15 protein-coding genes, 3 pseudogenes and 1 other annotated feature are annotated in these 19,914 nt (G+C 70.1%); of the genes and pseudogenes, 7 read left to right on the top strand and 11 right to left on the bottom strand.

Features of this window, described 5'->3' with window-relative positions:
• Positions 1 to 30: 30 nt before the first annotated feature.
• From J3A75_RS04890 to J3A75_RS04850, 9 genes are all read right to left on the bottom strand, one after another.
• Positions 31 to 201 (bottom strand): hypothetical protein, encoded by a 171-nt coding sequence (locus J3A75_RS04890; protein WP_163006047.1) that lies wholly within the window; start codon positions 199 to 201, stop codon positions 31 to 33.
• Positions 202 to 665: 464 nt separating this feature from the next.
• Positions 666 to 1,175: a hypothetical protein gene (locus tag J3A75_RS04885; RefSeq protein ID WP_122160812.1), complete on the bottom strand. Its 510-nt coding sequence runs from the start codon at positions 1,173 to 1,175 to the stop codon at positions 666 to 668.
• A gap of 544 nt (positions 1,176 to 1,719) precedes the next feature.
• Positions 1,720 to 3,345, bottom strand: a complete 1,626-nt coding sequence (locus J3A75_RS04880; protein ID WP_245364370.1) for a hypothetical protein — start codon at positions 3,343 to 3,345, stop codon at positions 1,720 to 1,722.
• A 290-nt stretch (positions 3,346 to 3,635) separates the two neighbouring features.
• A complete protein-coding gene (locus J3A75_RS04875; protein WP_245364371.1) occupies positions 3,636 to 4,511 on the bottom strand; it encodes a 3'-5' exonuclease in 876 nt (291 codons plus the stop codon).
• A 68-nt stretch (positions 4,512 to 4,579) separates the two neighbouring features.
• Complete coding sequence (locus tag J3A75_RS04870) at positions 4,580 to 5,560, bottom strand: hypothetical protein (protein ID WP_122160815.1); 981 nt, start codon at positions 5,558 to 5,560, stop codon at positions 4,580 to 4,582.
• Complete coding sequence (locus J3A75_RS04865) at positions 5,557 to 7,500, bottom strand: AAA family ATPase (RefSeq protein WP_122160816.1); 1,944 nt, start codon at positions 7,498 to 7,500, stop codon at positions 5,557 to 5,559. Before J3A75_RS04865 ends, J3A75_RS04870 begins: the two co-directional genes overlap by 4 nt.
• An 84-nt stretch (positions 7,501 to 7,584) precedes the next feature.
• Positions 7,585 to 8,370 carry a metallophosphoesterase gene (locus tag J3A75_RS04860; RefSeq protein WP_053620337.1) on the bottom strand — a complete coding sequence of 262 codons (786 nt, stop codon included), beginning with the start codon at positions 8,368 to 8,370 and terminating at the stop codon, positions 7,585 to 7,587.
• 54 nt (positions 8,371 to 8,424) lie between these two features.
• Positions 8,425 to 8,856 (bottom strand): hypothetical protein, encoded by a 432-nt coding sequence (locus J3A75_RS04855; protein WP_122160817.1) that lies wholly within the window; start codon positions 8,854 to 8,856, stop codon positions 8,425 to 8,427.
• An 89-nt stretch (positions 8,857 to 8,945) separates the two neighbouring features.
• Positions 8,946 to 9,974, bottom strand: coding sequence for a hypothetical protein (locus J3A75_RS04850; RefSeq protein ID WP_122160818.1), 1,029 nt, complete (start codon positions 9,972 to 9,974; stop codon positions 8,946 to 8,948).
• A 645-nt stretch (positions 9,975 to 10,619) separates the two neighbouring features.
• Between J3A75_RS04850 and J3A75_RS04845 the strand changes: the two genes are divergently transcribed.
• The 6 genes and pseudogenes from J3A75_RS04845 (at position 10,620) to J3A75_RS04820 (ending at position 14,975) form a co-directional block, all read left to right on the top strand.
• The gene (locus J3A75_RS04845) at positions 10,620 to 11,405 is read left to right on the top strand and encodes a hypothetical protein (RefSeq protein ID WP_122160819.1); all 786 of its coding nucleotides are present in this window, start codon (positions 10,620 to 10,622) and stop codon (positions 11,403 to 11,405) included.
• 128 nt (positions 11,406 to 11,533) lie between these two features.
• On the top strand, positions 11,534 to 11,755 hold the full coding sequence (locus J3A75_RS04840; protein WP_122160820.1) for a hypothetical protein: 222 nt from the start codon (positions 11,534 to 11,536) through the stop codon (positions 11,753 to 11,755).
• A gap of 617 nt (positions 11,756 to 12,372) precedes the next feature.
• Positions 12,373 to 12,678 carry an ArsR/SmtB family transcription factor gene (locus tag J3A75_RS04835; protein ID WP_122160821.1) on the top strand — a complete coding sequence of 102 codons (306 nt, stop codon included), beginning with the start codon at positions 12,373 to 12,375 and terminating at the stop codon, positions 12,676 to 12,678.
• 217 nt (positions 12,679 to 12,895) lie between these two features.
• A pseudogene (locus tag J3A75_RS04830) lies at positions 12,896 to 13,418 on the top strand (transposase); the annotation flags it as partial.
• Positions 13,173 to 13,289: a sequence feature (AL1L pseudoknot), on the top strand. It overlaps the preceding pseudogene by 117 nt.
• Before the next feature lie 474 nt (positions 13,419 to 13,892).
• Positions 13,893 to 14,543: a sigma-70 family RNA polymerase sigma factor gene (locus J3A75_RS04825; protein ID WP_238248293.1), complete on the top strand. Its 651-nt coding sequence runs from the start codon at positions 13,893 to 13,895 to the stop codon at positions 14,541 to 14,543.
• A 168-nt stretch (positions 14,544 to 14,711) separates the two neighbouring features.
• Entirely contained in the window at positions 14,712 to 14,975 is a 264-nt protein-coding gene (locus J3A75_RS04820; RefSeq protein WP_163006048.1) for a hypothetical protein, read from the top strand.
• Between the two features lie 466 nt (positions 14,976 to 15,441).
• Here J3A75_RS04820 and J3A75_RS36375 read toward each other — a convergent pair.
• A pseudogene (locus J3A75_RS36375) lies at positions 15,442 to 15,931 on the bottom strand (transposase); the annotation flags it as partial.
• A gap of 501 nt (positions 15,932 to 16,432) precedes the next feature.
• Between J3A75_RS36375 and J3A75_RS04815 the strand changes: the two are divergent.
• Complete coding sequence (locus J3A75_RS04815; RefSeq protein ID WP_163006049.1) at positions 16,433 to 17,218, top strand: GGDEF domain-containing protein; 786 nt, start codon at positions 16,433 to 16,435, stop codon at positions 17,216 to 17,218.
• 541 nt (positions 17,219 to 17,759) lie between these two features.
• Here the strand turns inward: J3A75_RS04815 and J3A75_RS04810 are convergent.
• A pseudogene (locus tag J3A75_RS04810) lies at positions 17,760 to 19,885 on the bottom strand (catalase).
• Between the last annotated feature and the right edge of the window lie 29 nt (positions 19,886 to 19,914).

Below are 19,914 nucleotides of genomic sequence, written 5' to 3'. Positions count from 1 at the left end.
CGGCCCGGAGGCCGGGGCTTCGTCGGCGGCTCAGATCTCGGTGGGCTCGCTGGCCTCGGTCTCCGGCTCGAACGTCTCCCGCGGGACGCCGAGCAGCGCGGCGACGTCCCCGTCCCAGGCATCGAAGGCCCGGTCGATCAGGGGGGCGAGGGGCGGCTGGAAGTCGGCCGTGAGGGGCTCGACGCGGTACGGCTCGTTCATGATGCTCTCCTCGGATGGGGTCGCGCGGGGCCGGTCCGGATCCGTCGCGGGGACGGTCCGGGCGCGGCCGGCTTGGGCCGGCGGATCCCGAGGAGGCGGAGCGCAGCCTGCTTGCTTTCGCAGGCGAGAGCTGGCATACGTCGTCGGTCTCGAATGTCGGCCTTGATCCCGGTGGTTGGCCGGTCTGGTTTTCGGCAATCGTGATCACGAGGTCTGGCAATGACGCGGTTGAGAGGGCTCAAGCTCTCGGCCGACGGGCCAGTCCTAACCTGCTACGGCTTCGCAGCTCGGTTGCGGGCAAGCTCAAAGCGTGCGGTCCGGATCGGACCGTGCGCTTTTATTTTGCCGCTCCGATCACTTCCCGACCCGGTGGCTCGCGCGAGCGCGCGCGGAGGGCTGCGCGAGATATGTTGCGCATTGCCATTCTCCTCGATGATTGATGAGTTGTTGGATCTATACTGGTCTTATGACGCCGGGGCCTTCGTTGGATCTTTCAGATACCAATGTTGTGCCTTGCGATCATGGTAAACGAGGTTTTTATTCTTAAGGCGGGTTTTGTTTTTCTCCGAGGCATCGAGCGTGAAGCCGGCGTCCCGAACCGCGTCATTGACTTCACTTCCCGACAGTCCCTTGGCGCCCGCCCGCGCAAGTGCGTCGACGATCACCTGGGCGACCAGGCCCGAGACTTGCGGCACCGGCATCTGTTCGGCCCCGCCCGAGACCTGATCGTCGGCCGGCGCCAGCCGGACCGGCGCTTCCTTCTCGGCCGGGGCCGCCCCCTGGGTCGGTTCCGGCGCGTATGCAGCCCCTTGCTGCAGCGTCGCGATCACCTGGTCGAGGCGGGCCGCCTTGGCGGTCTCCGCCGCGATGGCGCCCACGTATTCCGACACGAGCTCCTGAAGCTGCCGCGTCTTGTCCGCGGCGGCTTGCCGTGCCCGGTCACGCTCCTCGCGCATCTGGGTGATCACATCCACTTGGCACCCCCGACCAGGTCCAGGTCCTCGCTCAGGTCCGGGAGAACCCCGCGGCCTGATGATCGGACCTTAGACCCGGTCCGCTCCATGCCGCAAGTTCTTTCGCCCAGGTCCACCGGACGTGGTAAACGGAAGCTGACCCGGTTGCCCCGGCCGATCGAGGCGCCTCGGCGGGCCAGGACCGGGTCGACTTCCGGGCCGCACCAGGCCCTGCCCGTCCACGGTGCGGACCCCCGGTCGAGTGCGGCGCAGGACGGGCGGCTGGCGATCAGTGACGTCACCACCGACGCCCGTCGGCACGAAGCCCTCGCCCGAAAGCGGCCTTGTCGAGGGGGTCCTAGATCGTATGACGGCTCCCGGTCCGAAGCTCGGCCTGCGTCGTCGGCCCGCGTTCTCGCCGAGACTGAGACACCGGCCCCGATATATCAGGCTGCGTCTCAAGGGTCTGCAGAGGTCGGGGAAATCCCACTGGCCGAGCGGCCCTGACGGAGACCTGGTCGCCGACACGGACGCCAACCTGGTCGGGACATGCCGGACCGGGTTGTCATGGGCCCGGCCGCCTAGTGGGCTCGACCGGGGTGCGTAGGAGGTACCGCCGACCGGCGGGCCCGTCTTGCCACGCGAAGCCGAGCTCGACCAGGCTGGACGCCAGCACCAGGTCGCGGACGGGATCGAACCTGATGGCGCTTCCCTCCTCGTCGGCGGTGCGAACGAGCTCCTCCAGCAGCCCGGCATCCTGCTCCCGACCGGCCTCGGAAGCGACCTGGAGCTCCCCGGTCCCGTTGACGTGCATGTGGGGAACGGGCGCGCCGTCCCGCCGCGAGAGGCGGCGCATCGCGCGATGGGCGGCCGTGTCGAGTGTGCCAGGGATGGCGGCATCGAGGATCGCATCGGCGTCCTCGGGCGCGAGCGCCGTCACAGCGCCGTCCTGCGAGACGACGGCGGACGATTGCTCGAACCGCCCGGCGGCGATGTCGAAGCGGACCGACAGGAGCAGCCTGACGCCGGCGCGGGACAGAGTGAGGTCCAATCGGCCTCCGTGTCCCTCGCCCCGCACATAGCGCGCATCCCCGATCTCCAGGCCGGCATGCCGGCGTAGCACGCGACCTGCGGCCGGCGCGAGCGCCTCGTCGACCAGATCGCGTGAGAGCGCGTTGGCGAGGCTCCGGCGCCATTGCGGACCGCCGCGGTCCGATCGCCGGCCGCCGCGCGCCGGCGGCGCGAGGAGCGCGGCGGCCGTCCATCGTAGCGCGGGGATGTCGGCGCCGCCCAAGGGGCCGCGATAGACCAGGTCGGCGAAGTCCCGGACCAAGGACGGAAGGCCAGGCGACAGCGCCGCCTTGAGCCGGCTTCGGACCAGTGCGGTGGCGGCGGCGAGGTCCGCGGGGCCGGTTTCGGATGCGGGGCGGCCCGCTCGGGCGGCGCCGGGCGCGAGCACTTCGAGATCGGCGAGGGCCTGAAGGATGAGGGGCAGCATCCGCAGGTAATCGAAGGCCCGCCCGAGGTGCTCCCGTGTCCCGTCGGCATCCTCGGGGACCCATCGGGCGATCCGTTCCAGGGCGGCCTGCACCTCGGCGTGGGCCTTGAGGGCGAAGTCCTTCGGGATCGCGTCGAGCACGGCGCGGTCGGCCGGATGGCGCGACCGGGCAAGGGGGGCGATGATGCCATCCATCCAGGCCTGCCTGACGTGCTTGCGGATGGCGCTCTGCAGCCCGGGGATCTTGGAGACCTGGAGACCGCCTCCGGACAGCGCCGCATGCAGGGTGCCCATGGCCGTGTCGACGATCGACCGGGTGTCGGGGTGGGTCAGTGCGGAGAGGGCCTGCCGCGCCCTGGCGAGTTCGCGCACGTCCGCGCGCACCGGAGGGACGTCGGCGGGGGAAGCCGGAAGATCGGGGGTGGGATGCATGGCCGGACGGTGCCCCAGGCGCGCGGGCGTCCGGTCGAGGCGCGCGACACGGCCTCGCGCCGCGACTGCGCGCGGAAGCCGGGCCGGGTCGGTCCTGCCTTTGGACGGCGCCCGGGAATCGGACGCACAGCCCATTGTGCGAGGCGCGGGGCAAGGCACAAACGCCGCCCCCGGCCCTCCCGGAACGTGCCGCCGCGCCGCCGCAGGCCGCGACGTTCCCGACGGCGAGGCCGGTGAAGTTTCGCTCGCGCGTTCCGCCATGTCCTTCCTCAACCTCCACGAGTTCCCGACGACAGGGCCGCCCCAGGCGGCACGGCGCGAACGCACCGGGCGCCGAACCCCGGCGCGCAGCTTCGGCATCCGTCGCACGACGGCGCTCCCGGCGGGCGCCGCGGGTCCCGGTTCGCCCGTCGCCCTGCCGCTCGCAACGTGGCCGGTCCGGTGTGGCGGCTAGCAGGGCGGGCCCATGGCGCGATGATCCGGACCGGGACCCGAACCTGATGCGGATGCCCCCCAGGTCGGGAAACCAGGCCTGGACCCGAAGGCGACGGTCATCCGCGCCGGCGGTCCCGGTCGGCGACGAACGCCGGCCGCGTGTCGGACAGCCGTCGCCAGGCGTCGAGGTACGTGCCGAGATGCGGACGGCGGGTCCGCTCCCGCTCCAGGTAATCCTGAAGGCCCGCGATCGCCCTGTCGTGGGCCGCGGCGTCGGTCCGGCCGGCGAGATACGCATGACGGACGTAGATGCCGAAGGTGGTCATCGTGTCGGTCTCGCAATACGCCCGGACGCGCCCGATCTGGCCGGAAGCGACCATGTCGGCCACCAGCGACCCGTGCTCGCCCAATTTGCCCGGCATGCCGACCAGCGCGGCGGCCTCCTCCAGGGTGAGCCGGTTGGCGCAACCGAACCCCGACATCTCGTCCATGAGGTCGACGTGGGCGCCGCCATACCGGTTGCCGTAGCCCGACCATCGCGTGCCGCGCCGGAACCAGGCTTCCGCCGAGATGCCGTGGAGCATCGTGCGGTGGAGCAGCGTCGGCATATCGAAGCCCCTGCCGTTCCAGGTGACGAGCCGGAAATTGCCGGACGCGAAGTGCCGCCAGAAGCCGCGCAGGATGCGGGCCTCGTCCCAGCCCTCCTCGCCGCCGCTCCTGCAGGCCACGACCCGGTATTCCTCCAGCCCGGTGTCGGCGTCGCGCAGGATGTCCGCCTGCACGAAGCTGACCGCCACCACGGCGTGCCATGCGTTTTTCGGGAACTTGTCCCGGGGCCACGCCGCGGGAGGCGGCATCAGGGATTCGTCCGGCACGGTCTCGATGTCGACGACGAGGAGCGCGTCCGGAACCGCGCCGGGTTCCGCCGCCGGCCGGCGGTCGTGGCGGGCGGCGGCGCGCGCGCCGGCCGCCGGTGCGTTCGCGGCGGGCATGGAGGGGAGCCGAAGCCGGGGCGACGGGGAGCGGGTTTGGTGCATGGGGTGGTTCTCCAGGGCGGCTTTCAGACCAGGATCGTGCGGCGGGCGTCGTACCCGTTCGTCGGATCGCCCGGGTCGTAGGGATTGCTCACCACCCGCGTGCGTCCGAGCCGGAGGTCGCAGGCCTGCGGCACGTTCCCGTGGATCCAGACGACCGGGGCGCCCCAACCCTCCATCACGGCGTCCAGGGCGGAGGCGTGCCAGCAGACCCGCCACGGGTCGAGCACGGGCCGGGCCAGGGTCGGTGGCAGGCAGGACCGCGATGGCGCGAAGCCGGTGACGACCGCGGCCCGGTCGCCCGGGCCGATATCGCGCAGGACCGGATTCGGCATATGGCCGTACAGGCCGGCACCGACGGCGACGGCGTTGAGCCCGTCCTCGATGAAGGCCCGCGAGCGGGCGTGCGCGCCGGCCGCATCGTGCGGGTAGAAGGGCACCCCGGGCGCGCTCGCCGCCTTGTCCGTCACCGTCCAGCGGCTCCGGGCGTGCGCGCGGGCGGCCCGGGCGTTCTCGACGCCGTCGAGGGCGAAGTCCGTCCAGAGCGTCGCTCCCAGGATGACCAATCCGGGACTGAGCGGATCGCCGAGGCGAACGGCGCCGTCGTGGAGCACGGTGATGCCCAGCGCCGCCCCGAGCGGCAGGGCCTCGGCGAGCGCCTCGCCCACGGGTTCGCCGTCGAGGTACTCCGCCGGTCCCGGGACGAGGACGACCGGCCGCCGACCCTGGCGGCCGCCGAGCGCGTCCGCCAGCCAGCGCACGGACCGACACAGGCCGGGTGCGATCCCGCCCGGGACGAGCAAGGCGTCGAAGTCCGGCAGTGGGTCCGGCAGCACGTGCGCCGCCCGGTCGACCCTGAGGTCGGACAGGATCCATAGACGGAACGGGGCGGGCCCCGACGGGGCGGACCGCGCCGCGAGGGCGGCCGGCACGGCGGCCGGGCCTTCCGGTCGTGCCGGTGCATGCACCTCGGCCCGGGCCTCTGGATCGGGAACGTGGAGCGTCATGCGTGGCCTCCGTTCGGGGCCGCATCGGCGGGCGTTGTGTCGGCGAGCAGTTTTCGGAGCGCGTCGCCCGACACCAGGCGCCGCTCGATCAGCAACTCGGCGACGGCCTGGACGGCGGTGCGGTTTGCCTCCATGACGGCCAAGGCCTGGCCGCTCAGCCGGGCGAGGTCGCGCTCGACCGCTTCGAGGAGCCTGGTGTCGAGCGACAGCGCGACCGCGACTTCGTGGGGGGCGCCGCGATACGCCAGCCGGTCGCCCAGGCCGAGGGAGGCATGGGCCCCGGCGATCAGGGTCGTCACGCGCGCGAGGTCCGAGCGGCTGTCGCCGCCCGCCCCGGCGCTGGGCTCCCCGAGGAACAGGATCTCGGCGGCCCGTCCGCACAGGAGCGCGACCGCGAGGCCCTCGATCTCCGCGCGGGTCGGCGACTGGCCGATGTGGGCCGCCACGGATGTGGCCCCCAGCGAATCCCTGCGCGGGACGAGGTCGACCTGGGCGACGCGAGCGCCGATCCGCTCGAACGCCACGGCGTGCCCCGCCTCGTGGAACGCGCTTCGACGTCGGTCGGCCGGGCTCCCCTGATCCGGCGGCGCGACGCGGCCGAACAGGTCCTCCGGCCGCATCGGTCGTCCGGCGGCACGCGCGTCGGCACGGGCCTCGGACACCCACCCGGCGACCTGCGCGCCGCTGGCGCCGAGCGCGAGCTCGCCGAGCGGCGCGAGGTCCATGCCGGGCACCTCGCCATCGTCGAGGTGGTGCCGGAAGATGACCGCTAGGTCGGCGGCCGAGGGCGGCTTGATCTCGATCACCCGGCTCAGCCGTCCGGGCCGGACGAGGGCGGGGTCGAGCCTGTCGCCGTGGTTCGTCGCCGCGATGATGCACACCTCGGGGGCGCCGGGCGCGTTGAGCGCATCGAAACCGAGCAAAATGCTCGTGCACAAGGGGGTCCACCACTCGCGCGCGTGGTTGTCCATCGTCGCCCTGTTAGGAATACTATCAGCCTCGTCTAGGAATAAAATGCTAGGCGCCAGCGCGCACGCGTGCGTGTACGCGGCATCCCAGGCGCGGAGCACGCCACCCAGGTGTCCGTCGGATCCGGTGAACCAGGCGCCGACCGAGGTCGCGACCAGCGGCAGGCCCGCGGCCTTCGCGAGCGAGCGGACGAAAGAAGACTTTCCTAGTCCTGGAGCGGAAGTGAGGGCGACGTGTCGGTCGAGCCTCTGGAATGCGGTCGTGCCGCCGGAGGCGCGCCAAGTTGCGAGTTCGTCGATGAGGCGCGTGCCCCAGGCATGCGCCTCGCCGTAGCCGACCAGGGTGGCGAAGTCGGGCGCCGACCCGACGGTCGGATCCGCGGTGGCCTTCGAGCGCGCCGCCGCGGCGAGACGCGCCACGCAGGCCCGCGCCGTCGTCCCGCGCACCGCGGCGGCGATCTCGAAGTAGTCCAGACCGCGCGCGATCCCGGGCGGCAGGGTCGGACGCCGCCCGGTGGCCGCCCGCACGACGCGCGCGACGACCGCGTCGGTCGCGCCCGGAAGCCGCACGTGCAGGTCCGCCGCGGCGACGAGGGCCGAAGGCAGGTACCGCGTGGGCGATTGCGAGACGCCGAGCACCCGGTCGCCGCGGGCGAGCCGGTCCGCCACCCGGTCGTTGCCACGGTCCGGACGATCTTCGGTTCTCGACCCGCCGGAGCGCGCCGCCACGAAGCCCCAATCCGCCAAGCGCCCGCACGCCTCGCGGATCGGTTCGACCCAGTCGGCGGCCGGGACCTGGACGACGAGGGCGAAGGCGGGATCGGCGGCGATGCGGCGGCGCTGGGCGGGCGAGAGCGCCGCTTCGAGCGCGAAGGCCGCGAGCGTCTCGGTCGCGGGACGGCGCTCGTCGGCGGCGACATCCCCGGTCTCCGCCTCGTTCAGGTCGTCGCGCAGGAAGGTCAGGTGGGGCATGGTCGCCTTGCTCCGAGGGGGGGTCGGGGTCCGGGTCCGGGTCGCGGCGGGTCCCGTTTCGCGGCACGCATCCGCGGGGGCGGCCTACGACGGCACCTCGACGACGCAGGCCGGGTCGAAGGCGGGGTTCTCGCCGTCGTAGCCGAGGGGGTTGCACAGGATCCGGGTCGGGCCGATCCGGTGGTCGCGACGGGCGTGGACGTGGCCGTGAAGCCAGAGGTCCGGGCGGCCGGCGGCGATGAGGTCGCCGAGGTCGCTCGCGAAGGCCGGGTTCAGCACGCTTCCGGCAAAGCTCGGGTCGAGTGAGGCACGGGCCGGGGCGTGGTGCGTGACCACGACGTGCGGTCGCGCCCGCGCGTCCGGCGGGTCGACCTCCAGCAGCGCGCGGTGCAGGAAGCCGCGGGTGGTGGCGTGCAGGGCAGCCGCATCCCCCGGCCGGAAGGTGCGCCAACCCGGATTTCGGGTCGTCGCCACGCAGCGGTGGTCGTTGAGACCGGCCTGCGCGGCCGCCATGGCCCGCCGGCGGTCGCCGTCGAGGCCGTAGTCGGTCCAGAGCGTGCCCCCGGAGAAGGCGACGCCGCCGATCTCGACGGTATCGTCGTCGAGCAGGGTCACGCCGTGCCGTTCCGCGGCCCGGCGCCCGAGCGCGCGCTCCTCGTCCACGGCCGAGCCGTAGAATTCATGGTTTCCCGCGACGACCAGGACCGGCATGAGCGGACGGATGGTTTGGCCCAGCCAGAGGACGGTGTCCGCCAGGCCCTGCCCGACGTCGCCCGCGACGACGGCGACGTCGGCGTCGGGGATGTGCGCGGGTGTCCAGGGCGCCCGCGACAGGTCGCGGTGCAAGTCGCTGAAAGTCCAGATTCGCACGTGTTTGGCTCCTGGGTTCTCAGGATCGTCTCGCTGTTCGGGAGGCGGCGGCGGTCACCGCCGCGGCGGGGGGCGGCGCCTGGGCCGCGACCTTTCGCGTCGGACTGGACCACCGCCGCGCCGGTCGGGCGACAGCCTGGCGAGAACGTGGGCGAGGACGGTGCGCGCCGCCGCATCCCCCCGCCAGGCGGCGACGAGCACCGCTGAGAGCGCGAGGTCCACGACGGCGGGATCCGGTTCGGTGCCCCGGGTGAGGTCGAGCGTGACGGCAATGGCGGCCGCGGCCTCGCCTCTCCGGGCCGCGGGCCAGGACTTGTGATGCAGGCAGACGCCACCGGCGAGGGCTCGGCGGACCTCCTGGATCGCGGCGGCCGCGATGTTCGGAAGCGGTTCCGTGCGCCAGAGCGCGAGCGGGTGGCATCCCCGGGCCAGCTCGCAGCGCAGGGAAGTCGGGTCGGAGGGCTGGGTGTCGTCGCTCGGGCGCATGCGTCCTCCGGGCTCGCGATGGGCAAGACGGCCCCGCTCCCGCGTGCCGAGGCGCGCGGGCGGGGTTCGTCGGACGGGATGTCGGAGGGCTAGTGCCGGTCGAGGCGCTCGGCGCCGGCGTCGGGGTGTCCCAGGACGAAGTACCTCGACAAGGTGCGCGCCCAGCGCCGGCCATCGGAGGCATACAGGTCGCTGGTCGTGATGCGCCGCCCATCGGGGAAGTTCGGATGGCCGTAGACGTCGCCGGTGAGCACCCTCACGGACCGGGTGGCAGACCGCCACCGCTCCAAGCGTGGGGCGCCCTGCAAGTCATCCGGCGTCGGCTTGACCTGATCGCGGATGCCCTGGAGTTCGTCGGCGAGGTCGCGCAGCCGATCGCCGGCCTCCCGTTCGTCCGGGCTTCGTGCCTGCTCGGCGTCGACGCCGAGGGCGGCGGCGTAGGCGGCGGGGTCGACCGCGTCGGCGCGCGGCTCCTCGGCGGCGGCGCGCAGGGCCGCGAGCAGGGCCACGGAGGCCACGAGGCTGCGGCTCGTGCGATCCCCTTCGGCGATGCGCTGTGCCTCCCCGCGGCCGAACGCCGGCACGACCATCGGCAGAGTCCGGACACGACCTCGACCCGGCACGAGCGCCTCGTGCCCGCGCATGACGCGGCCGAACGCGTCGGCGGCCGAGGCGCCGCCGCTGCGGCCGCAGCCGAGAAGCCAGGGCGTCGAGACGACGTCCAGACCGAAGTCCTCCGACGGGTTCATGCCCGCGAGCGCCGACGCCGCGGCATGCTCCTCGAAGGGGGTCGGACCAACCGGCAGAACCGGCGCGTCGATGCGCGCCCTCAGCCCGAGGTTCCCCAGGCACGCCGCGGGCAGGTCGAGGACGAGATCATCGTCCCGCCCCACGGCCTCGGCCGCAATCTCGCCCGCCTCGCGTGCGTCGCGCGCCTCGCGCTCGATCACGGTGAGGCCCTCCTCCGTGACGGTCCGGACCGGCAACGGCGCCTCCTCGGGGAACCTGACGCGGAGGAGCGTGACGGGCCGGCTGAGAACGCCATAGGCGTCGGCGAGGAGGAGCGCGGCGTAGGCGGCATGGGTCCGGCCGGCGGAGCCAAAGAAGGCAGAGATCAAGGGCAATCTCCATGACGGAATCCGGACGTCGCACGCCCGGTGGAATGGCCACCGGGCGCGCGACGTCGGACGGGTTGTGATTGATCCGTGAATCGTAAGGCAAAAGAGCGGAAATGAACAGCATATTCTGCTCGTTATCAAGAGCCTGATTTCCGTCATGGTTAACGGCAGCGTAGTCTTACTGATTTGGGTCCGCAGGATTACTTACGCATGTGCGCGAGGTGGCTCGGTGCCGCCGCTCCGGGGATACGCTCGCCACGACCGGCACGAGGCAGGTCCGCACCCTCCGAACGTGCAAGGCGGCGGCATCGGCTTATCCCGCGCGAAGTACGCCGGTCCTTGGAGCTTCACGCGCCATGCATTGTCGCACGGATGACCCGGAGCGCCGGCGAGAGGCGGCTCCGTCCGGCATGCCGGTGCGGCGGGCGCCCGGAACCGAGCCGGTGCCGGGACGGGCCAGCGGTGCGACACAGGGGGAGAGCGGGACGATGACGGTGATCGGCACGACCGTGGGAACGCGAGTGACCCGATAGACTGTCAGCGAGCGCGGCCAGGGATCCGATAACCAGTAATTTCGGTATTTCTAGACTTACAGAAATAAGGATGGCAGGATTCCCTCGATGCATCGGCCCAAAGGAGGACGCCGTGATCGCGACCATCCATTCCAACGACCGCACCGGCCTGCTGGCCGCAGCGCTGGTGGCCGGCGGCCTGACCGCCGCCGGTACCCGTCCGACCGTCGTCGCGGTCGGCGCCAACGGCGCCCAGGCCTGTGGCCTGGCACGCCTCTCGGGATCGTTCGACCTGCTCCGCCCCGATCCCCGCGACGCGGCGGCCGTCCTCTCGGGACTGGCGGCACGGTCGGAAGGCGACGTGATCGCCGTCCTGCCGACGGACCTGCTTCGCGAGGGCGGTCCGGGCAAACCCGGACACCTGCGCGTCGTGGCCACGGCGTGCCGGCTGACCGCGGCCCAGGCCCTGCACGCGACCGCGTCGGGGGCGTGGCACCTTCGGTGCGACAGCGAGCTCGGCCAGCCAGCCTGGCGGATCGCCCCGCGCGTCCTGCCGCTCAGGCTGCCGAGGCTCTCGCCGCTGGAACAGATGCGGCTGCTCGCGGGCGATCTCGGCGAGGGCATGCGGTACGCGGCGGTCGCGCTCGCGGCCACACTCCTCGCCGTCTCGGCGGATCCGGACGCCGAGCGCTTCGAGGCGGGTGACCTGACCGCGCTCATGTCGCCGCTCTCCCCGGCTCGGGACCGTGACCTGCACGAGCGGCTCCTCGACTGTGCCGCCGCCCTGGGCGACCCGGCCCTCCAGGGCGCGGCCGTCGGGACCACCGTGGCCGCCGGCGGACGCCTCCGCAATGCCCGCCCGACGCCGGTGGCGACCGCTCGCCTCCGCGCCACGCAACCCGCCCGCCTCCGCGCCTGACGGAAAGGACCAGAGCGATGTTGAACCGCACGAAGCCGAACCGCGTCTCGCTGGCTCCCCGGCCGCGCGTCGCCTCACCCGGGACCGGTCGTCCCGGTCGCTCCGGAAGCGCCCGGCGAGCGCGCGCGGTGGCGAGTTCCCCGCGGGCCCGGATCGGCCGGGGGAACGTCCCCCGGGACGAGCCGCCGACGGCGGCCCCGCGCTGGGACGCGAACCCCTACGAGGCGTTCTACGCCTTGTCGGCGGACGGGGTGGGCCTGCTCGATCCCGGGTTCGACGACTGGGACTTGGACCCGTGCGTCCTCGTCGGCCTGGCGCCGAACGGTGGCGACGAGCGGGACGACACGTGACCGTTCTTCCGAGCGGCCCGTGCGACCGGCGCCCGGACGCGGCGGGCCGGGACAGGCCGGCTTCCGCTTCGCCGCGGGAGCCGCGGCCCGGCGAAGGATCAGCCTTCCGGGTTCCGGAATCCGTATGGCACCCGTAACGGGTATCGCTACGCGTAATCCGTTATGGGTCGCGATCCCCGGGCATGATCCGAGAGCCGGAGACTGGGAAATTTGCCGCGAGCGGAGAGCGCTCGGTCGTGCGGCCCGAGCCGTCCCCATAAGGGCACTTCGGGGTCGCCGCGTCGGGATTGCCGCTATGCCGCCAATAATCGAAGTAAACGGTGGAACCGGCGACGGTTCGAGTCCGCCCGGCGTGCCGGAGGATGGAGCCGGGCGGCGTGGTCACGCGTCGCCTCGCGGCCGATCTCGACGCCGATGTCGGTGGATCCGACACCCTCACGACGTCGCGCCGAGCTGATGGGGCGAGACTTCCGAACGCGAAGGAGCCCCGCCGCGGTCGCGAAGGATCGCACCCTCCGGCATCGACGCGCCTCGCCGAATGCCGATAGCGGTGCGGTCGTGCTCGACGCATCGAGTCAGGGGTTGCGCGGCCCGTTACGCTTCTTCATGCTAATTCCATGGAGATCGAATTAGCGGCACGACAATTGGAGGCGCTCGGCAATCTGACCCGCCTAAAGGTGTACCGTACGCTCGTCCGGGCGGGCCATGACGGTTTGCCGGTCGGTGCCCTCCAGCAGCGCGTCGACGTCCCGGCCTCGACGCTCTCCCATCATCTGCACCGTCTGATCCATACCGGACTGGTCGTTCAGGAGCGCCGAGCCACGACCCTGATTTGCCGGGCGGCCTATCCGGCGATGACCGATCTGGTCGGCTTCCTCGGCGAGGGAGGGCACGGCGGGGGATCGGCCGGATCCGCATCGTGAGGACGTGATAATTACGAGACGACGACGGGGCATGGAAGCGTCGTTCGGACGGCGCTGTTCGACCCCGGTGGCCCGTCGTGGCCCGCGCAATTTCGCGCGCTGGCGGGCGGCCCGAACCTTGCCCGGCGCGAGATGCTCGCAGCGGGGGTCGCAAATCCCGAGGCCGAAGCGGTCCGCGCCGAGATCGAGCACGCCGACCGTCGTCGGGCCCATAGCCATGACGAAGCGTACCCCACCCTTCTCCCTTCAGGCTCGCGAGCGGACCGTCCGGCTGGTGCGGGAGCACGAGAGCGAGCACGGCTCGCGATGGTTTGCGGTCCCGTCGATTGCCGGCAAGATCAGCTGCTCGGGTGAGACGCTGCGCAACTGGATCCGGCAAGCCGAGCGGGGCCAAGGCGGGCCGGTCCCACGAGCGAAGAGCGCGAGCGGATCAAGGTGCTGGAGCGGGAGGTGCGCGAACTCCGGCAAGCCAACGAGATCCTGAGGAGGGCATCGGCGTGTTTTGCCCATTCGAAGCTCAACCTCCGGTTCAAGCGATGATCGCCTTCATCGACGGTCACCGCGCGCTCTACGGGGTCGAGCCGATCTGCAGGGTGCTGCCGTTCGCCCCGTCGACGTACCACGCCCATGCCGCGCGGCGGGCCGATGCCGGAAGGCTGCCGGCTCGGGCCAAGCGGGACGCAACGCTCGTGGTCGAGACCCGGCGTGTGCACGCGGCCAAATTCGGCGTCTGCGGGGTTTATGGCGCGCCGTCTGTTCCGGAGGGGCGCCTCTTCGTACGCTGGAGGATGGTGCGGATCGCGGGCGCGCCGCACCTGCTGATCGAGTTGGCCGAGAACAGCGGCCCGCCCGTCACGCTGCCTACACCGGGGGGCGGCTCCCGCCTGGTACAGCGTGGCCTCGCGCAGGAACTCGGGGGCGAGATCAAGCTCAACTTCGCAGCCGCCGGCCTGTTCTGCGTCATCACCGTCCCGCTCGGCGGGACGGCCGTGCCGGAAGCCGGGGGCGCAGCCATCCCCGCGGCGCCGGGGCCGTGACGCCCGGCAGGGTGCCGACCTGAACGGCGGCCTCAGTCTCCGTTCATCGACGCGTCGCCAGAAGGTCCCGGCTTGATTGCCGCCTCCGAGAAAGGCCGGCAGGCGTCAGGAGGGGGCTCTTCGATGCGTTCCGGGAAACACTGTCGCCGACCCGTCGCGGGCGAAGACGCGTCTGCGATGTCGGCTCGCAGTTTGCCTGCGTCGGTGCGCGACCACATCGGCGCCGAGTTGCGGGCAGCCTACGCCGGCGTCGAAGCGGGCGACCTCCCGGGCCGCGTGCTCGACCTGCTTTCCCGTCTCGACGGCGCCCTCGCGCGCGAGGCGGCGGCGGCCGGAGCCGCCTTCCGGAACGGGCTCATGAGCGCCGTTCCGGGCTTGCGGGCCTTCGCGCTATCGCTCGGGGTCGACCCGACGCAGGCGGAGGACCTCGTGCAGGAGACGCTGCTGAAGGCGTGGGCCAACCAGCACCGGTTCCAGTCCGGCACGAACCTGATGGCTTGGCTGTGCACTATCTTGCGCAACCATTTCTACACGGAGTGTCGCAGGCGCAGGCGCGAGGTCGAGGATGCCGACGGTGCCATGGCCGCGCAGCTGACGGCGCCAGCCGCCCAGGAGCACGGCTCCGACCTCAGGACGGTCTGGAAGCACCTCGGCGGGTTGCCCCCGTTGCAGCGTGAGGCTCTGATGCTGGTCGCGGCCCGGGGCATGACCTACGAGGCCGCGGCCGAGGTGATGGGGTGCCAGGTCGGCACCATGAAGAGCCGGGTCAGCCGTGCCCGCTCGTTCCTCGTCGAGTCTCTCGGCTTGGCGGAGACGTCCGCCGCGTAGGCCCTGGACGCACCATCAGGCCAGGCTCGCCCGCGGTCAGAGTTCCCCCCACCGAGCCGGGCATCTGGCCGCACAGGCTCGCCGGGTGGCCCCGCTGCGGTCCGCGATGTCGATGCCTATCTGCCACCGGCCGCCAGCCAGCCCTTTCCCTCAACCCGTGTTATGCGAATGACCGAGAATGCCGACGACGAGATCACGTGGCTGGTGCTGACCCTGGCCGAAGAGGCAGACGTCTCCGGGGCAGCCGTAGGCCTGATGGTGGAGCGGCTGCGCCGCATGGAGGACGAGGCCCGCCTGGGTGGGGCCGACAGCCAAACGTTACAGCGGATCATGTCCGGTCGCCGCGTTCTGGGTGACAGGGTGGATTTCGGGCTGGCTCCGCGGGTACCGGGCGACCGACAGGGAGTCGCCGAAGGGCGGCGTGGATCCTGAACCGGCCTCAAGGCACGGGAGGTAACGAGTCGTCGACACCCGCAAAACCGACTGCTCGACGTCAGACGTAGGGGTAGAAAACCGGACCGTAGTCATAGCCCACCGGGCGATGCCCGAACCGTCGTGGCCCATGATAACCGCTACGCTCTTCCGCAACCTCGCGGACCACTCGACCAGGCCGGTAGTTGGCCCGGGTCGCCTCCAGGGGCTACGTGGGGTGCCGGCTGGTCTGCATCAGGCAGCCCACCCCTGCCGCCACCAGCAGCGGTAGCCGGCCGCCTTCGAATAGCTTCAGGGTGTAAGCGCTGAAGAAGGTTAGGTTTACAATCAGTCAGAAGCCATTGCATCCCGGCTCGAACAATGGGTTCAAGCTCCAGCGCAAGGCGATCAGCCCCGCCAAAACGCTTTTGATCGTCATCATGAGCGACACCGCAATGCCGTAGGCGCCCGAAACTGCAGGGCCCGATCAGCCGGAACAACAAGCATGATCCTCGGAGACGGCAGCCGTGAAGTGGTTGCGGTACTTCTCCGCCTGGAAGCGAAGAAGGCTTTGTGGATCGTCTCACGAAGATCGCCGTCGGTCTCGGTCGCCGCGCTGCGCAGGAGCGCTTCCGGTTTCTCGCAGGTACATTCAATCGGTTTGAACTCAGGGGAGTATGGCGGGAGTACAGGAGCCAGGCTTCGGCTGCCTCGATGGCCTCGCGTACGCCCGCGACCTTGTGAGCGCCGAGGTTGTCCAGGATGAGTGTGTCGCCGCGTCAGGCTTTGGACCAGCGTGTCGGCCCCGTAGGCGCGGAAGCGCTCGCCCGCCACGGGCCCGTCCGGTGACGAGACCGCCCTTGGCCCACTCGTGCGCAGCCATCCGATGACAGTGGCGGTTCCAAGTGCCCGGCTGGCGCCGCGATCCGGCAGTGTTCGCAGCGCGAAGCCCAGTCGTAACGGCGAACCATGCCGGTCAGCGGTCGGATTGCTCCAAAATCCGTCCTGAGCGACGCCGTGGCTTTCGATTCATCGCTGCGTGGGTGCACCACGGTTCGACGACCATTCGCCTAGCCGCTCGCCGCTCGCCGCCGAACAAGCGCGTCCGGAGACGTGCCCGTTCCGGCGGGTGACCAAGGTGAGATCCCGAACACGGGCCGGAATCGGGACGGCGGTCGCGGGCGGCCTCCAGGACGGATCGGCGCGAGGATCCGAAAGGCCAGGTAAAAGGCGCGGGTCCGGGCCGTTCGGCTGATGCGCCCAGGATTACGTTAAGATTTCGCTCCGATCGTCGTGTCGCGATGGCGGGTGCCGCCAAGGATGATCCAGCGGGAGCGGCAACCATGCCCGGCAGAGAACCGACGCCACGAGATCCGCTCGACACGCTCCAAGCTTGGCGGAAGGCAGGGATGTGGGCCGCGCTGGTTGCGGCCTGCTTGATCCTCGCCGCCGCCGACCGAGGCGTCCCGGAGGCGGGGATGGCGGCGCTCTTCATCCCGCTCATTACCTTCGCGGGCTGGCGGCTCGGTCCGCGCGAGGCCTGCAGCGTTGCGCTCGCCGCGGCGCTGCTGAACGTGTCCACGCCGCACGCCGGCGACGCGGGGCTACCACCGGTCCTTGCGATCCTCCGGGGCATCCTGCGCCTGGGCACGAACGCGTTCGTCGTCTGGGCTGTCTGCACCCTGCGCTCGGCATACGACCGCGAGCGGACCGCGGCCCGGCACGACGGACTGACGGGTGCGCTGAACAGGGCGGCCTTCGAGGAGCATGCGCGGTCGATTCTGGAGGCCGAGCCGTGCGATCAACGCGTCACCGTACTGGCGCTCGCTGACATCGACGACTTCAAGGTCGTCAACGACACGGGCGGGCATGCCGCGGGCGACGCGGTGCTGAGGGCGTTCGCTGAAATCGCCGCAGCGTCTCTCGACGGCCGAGAACGGCTTGGGCGGCTGGGTGGCGACGAGTTCGTGCTGCTGCTGGAAGCCGATACGGCGGAGGCCGCGCGGTCCAGGATCGAGGCCGTGCACCGGCGATTAACGGATGACCTGTGGTCCGCGCCCGTTCCTGCGACCGCCAGCATCGGTGCGCTGGTCCTGCAACCGGAACGTCGTCACGACTGGGTCTCTGCGCTGAAGGCAGCCGACCATGTCATGTACGCGGTGAAGGCGTCGGGCAAGAACGCATTGCGGGTCGAGATCTCCGGCATGGTTGCCGCCTCCCCGGATATGTCGCGCCTACCGGCTCGGGCCTTCGCGGTCGCTTGATCGTCGGGTCCGAGCGAACGTGTCGCCCGGCGGCTTTGGGCTGGCATAAAGGTAGGCTGTAACACCATCCATCCGCACGCCGGCCTGCGCATGCTCTTGTCCAAGAGTTGCTCAGCCGAAGTGCATCGCTCCACCCCACCGTCAGACCGGTCAAACAAGGTGCATCCCGGTCACGTGCTGTGTTCGTCGTGAGCCAGCACGGCGGAGCTTGAGCGCATTCCGGATCAGACTGGAGTCGTTCTAACCCGTTTTACTCACGAGGGCAGTGGACCTCGGGTGGCGAGCGTAGCGTAAGGCATTGATAGGGCTTAGGGGTTGGGTGCTGACGCCAAGTCCTCAAACCAGATCGAGCCCGCCACGCCCGCCATGTCCGACCCTACGGTGCTCCCGTTCCCGTTTCGATCCGTAGCCAATTTTCGAAGGTCGTTCGGGCGGGTGTCTCGCGGCCCCAGCTATGGCCCTCGCTAGCCAAGGTCTCACGAACGGACGGGACCGGTTCGGAGGGGCCGACGGCCTGCTGCCGATGGGCCTGCTGCCGATGTCACGGACAGCCGGCATGCACCACCGGCTCGCGTTCCCAGTACCGCAGCTTGCCACACCGCAGAACGAACGCCGTGATGTCGCTGGGACTTTTCAACTCGATGCAACCGTCATCCAGCTCGGTGACACCCGCCTTCTCGAAGAGCGGCTGTGCGGTCTCTACCCAAGCGATGAACTTGGCGTGCGCGAAGGCATCGCTGACGAAATCTCGCGCTGTGGCCTCCTGCGCCAGCAGCGTTCCGCCCGCACCGGAGGGTAGAAGTGCCACGGCATCGTACAGAACCGAAGGACCGCCGTTGATCTTCTGCTGCGTTGCAACGGTACTACCGTCGCTCGCCGTTACACCGCCGACGGTCGGCGCGACGAGTTCCAGCATTGCGCCCTCCGCCGCGAGAGCCTTCTGCAAGGTCTTCAACAGTTCGGCATCGACCCCGTCCGTGACCAGAGCTCCCACCTTGCGTCCCTTGAGGTGCGTCGGTCCGTTCTGAACGATGCTCAGGGCCGGCGAGGCCGGAAGGTCCTTTCGAACCGGACGCGCCGGTTCCGCCGCAGATGGCAGCGTCTTCAGCCCAAGACCGTCGGCAACCTTCCTGGCCAGTTCCTCGTCGACATTCAGTAGATGTGAGATCATCCTCGCACGGATGGCGGGTGTCTCGACCTTGCTTAGTTCGAACACGAATGCATCCTTGATGTGGGTCTGCTCCGGCAGCGTCTGACTTACGTAGAACTGCCGCGCCTGGCTGTAATGGTCGGCAAACAGCTCGGCCCGGATGCGCAGTTTGTGGCCACTCTCCTCAACCGGAGCGCTGCGGAAGCCGCGATCCGGGGCCTCCCGGGGCCCGCCCGCCGTCCCGCCCCAGGAATTCGGCTCGTAATTTGCCCGGCCCTTCGGTTGTGCAGGGCCATGTGACCATCCTGCTGGAACGTATGGAACGGGCACTTGGGCGCATTGATCGGGATGTGCGTGAAGTTCGGGCCACCCAGCCGCTTCACCTGCGTGTCAAGATAAGAAAAGTTACGCCCCTGTAGGAGCGGGTCGTTGGTGAAATCGATGCCGGGCACGATGTTCTGCGTGCAGAACGCCACCTGCTCGGTTTCGGCGAAGAAGTTGTCCACGTTTCGATCGAGGACGAGCCGTCCGACGCGCTGGATCGGTACGAGCTCTTCCGGAATGAGCTTCGTGGCATCGAGGACATCGAAGGCGAACGACTTGGCGAAATCCTCGTCGAAGAGCTGAAGGCCGAGCTCCCATTCGGGAAAATCACCGGCCTCAATCGCATTCCACAGATCACGGCGGTGATAGTCGAAATCTGCTCCATTTACTTTCACGGCCTCATTCCAGACCACCGACTGTAGGCCGAGTTTCGGTTTCCAGTGGAACTTGACGAACGTGGATTTTCCCGTCCCGTTCACCAGCTGGAAGGTATGGACCCCGAATCCTTCCATTAAGCGGAAGGAGCGCGGGATCGTCCGGTCGGACATGATCCAGAGAGCCATATGCATGGCCTCCGGGCTCAAGGAGATGAAATCCCAAAAGTTATCATGCGCCGTCTGTGCCTGCGGAAAGCCGCGGTCCGGCTCCTGCTTGGCGGCATGCACCATGTCGGGGAACTTGATCGCGTCCTGGATGAAGAAGACCGGGATGTTGTTGCCGACGAGATCCCAATTGCCTTCCTTGGTGTAAAACTTGACGGCAAAGCCGCGCACGTCACGCGCAAGGTCGGAGGATCCCTTGTTGCCGGCGACCGTGGAGAAGCGCACGAAGACCGGTGTGCGCTCGCCGACACGCTGGAAGAGATCGGCACGCGTGATCTCAGACAGCGTCTCGGTGGTCTCGAAGTAGCCGTGTGCGCCAAAGCCCCGAGCGTGCACGACGCGCTCCGGAATGCGCTCGTGGTCGAAATGGAAGAGCTTTTCGCGAAAGTGAAAATCCTGCAGCAGGGTTGGGCCGCGGGCGCCGACCTTCAGGGAGTTCTGATCGTCGGCGACGGGGACGCCCTGCTGCGTGGTCAGGAACGGAACGTCACCACCGGCGACTTGATGAGTCTCACCACCTGGGCCGCGCAGGATCTTCGCGTCACCAATGTGAGCGGGTACGAGCTTGTGGGCGTTTGGATCGGCAGCCATTTGGATCTCCCGTTTGGGGCAGAGCAATG

It is taken from the genome of Methylobacterium sp. PvP105 (assembly GCF_017876975.1).
GTDB classification, from domain to species: Bacteria; Pseudomonadota; Alphaproteobacteria; order Rhizobiales; family Beijerinckiaceae; genus Methylobacterium; species Methylobacterium radiotolerans.
Note: the sequence above shows the minus strand (reverse complement) of the source record. Positions and strands in the feature narration are given on the sequence as shown.

Excerpts from the sequence above, each read along its gene's own strand:
- J3A75_RS04890 (WP_163006047.1), bottom strand. The coding sequence starts at position 201 with ATGAACGAGCCGTACCGCGTCGAGCCCCTCACGGCCGACTTCCAGCCG.
- J3A75_RS04880 (WP_245364370.1), bottom strand. The coding sequence starts at position 3,345 with ATGGCGGAACGCGCGAGCGAAACTTCACCGGCCTCGCCGTCGGGAACG.
- J3A75_RS04875 (WP_245364371.1), bottom strand. The coding sequence starts at position 4,511 with ATGCCCGCCGCGAACGCACCGGCGGCCGGCGCGCGCGCCGCCGCCCGC.
- J3A75_RS04870 (WP_122160815.1), bottom strand. The coding sequence starts at position 5,560 with ATGACGCTCCACGTTCCCGATCCAGAGGCCCGGGCCGAGGTGCATGCA.
- J3A75_RS04865 (WP_122160816.1), bottom strand. The coding sequence starts at position 7,500 with ATGCCCCACCTGACCTTCCTGCGCGACGACCTGAACGAGGCGGAGACC.
- J3A75_RS04855 (WP_122160817.1), bottom strand. The coding sequence starts at position 8,856 with ATGCGCCCGAGCGACGACACCCAGCCCTCCGACCCGACTTCCCTGCGC.
- J3A75_RS04835 (WP_122160821.1), top strand. The coding sequence starts at position 12,373 with ATGGAGATCGAATTAGCGGCACGACAATTGGAGGCGCTCGGCAATCTG.
- J3A75_RS04825 (WP_238248293.1), top strand. The coding sequence starts at position 13,893 with ATGTCGGCTCGCAGTTTGCCTGCGTCGGTGCGCGACCACATCGGCGCC.
- J3A75_RS04820 (WP_163006048.1), top strand. The coding sequence starts at position 14,712 with ATGACCGAGAATGCCGACGACGAGATCACGTGGCTGGTGCTGACCCTG.
- J3A75_RS04815 (WP_163006049.1), top strand. The coding sequence starts at position 16,433 with ATGGCGGCGCTCTTCATCCCGCTCATTACCTTCGCGGGCTGGCGGCTC.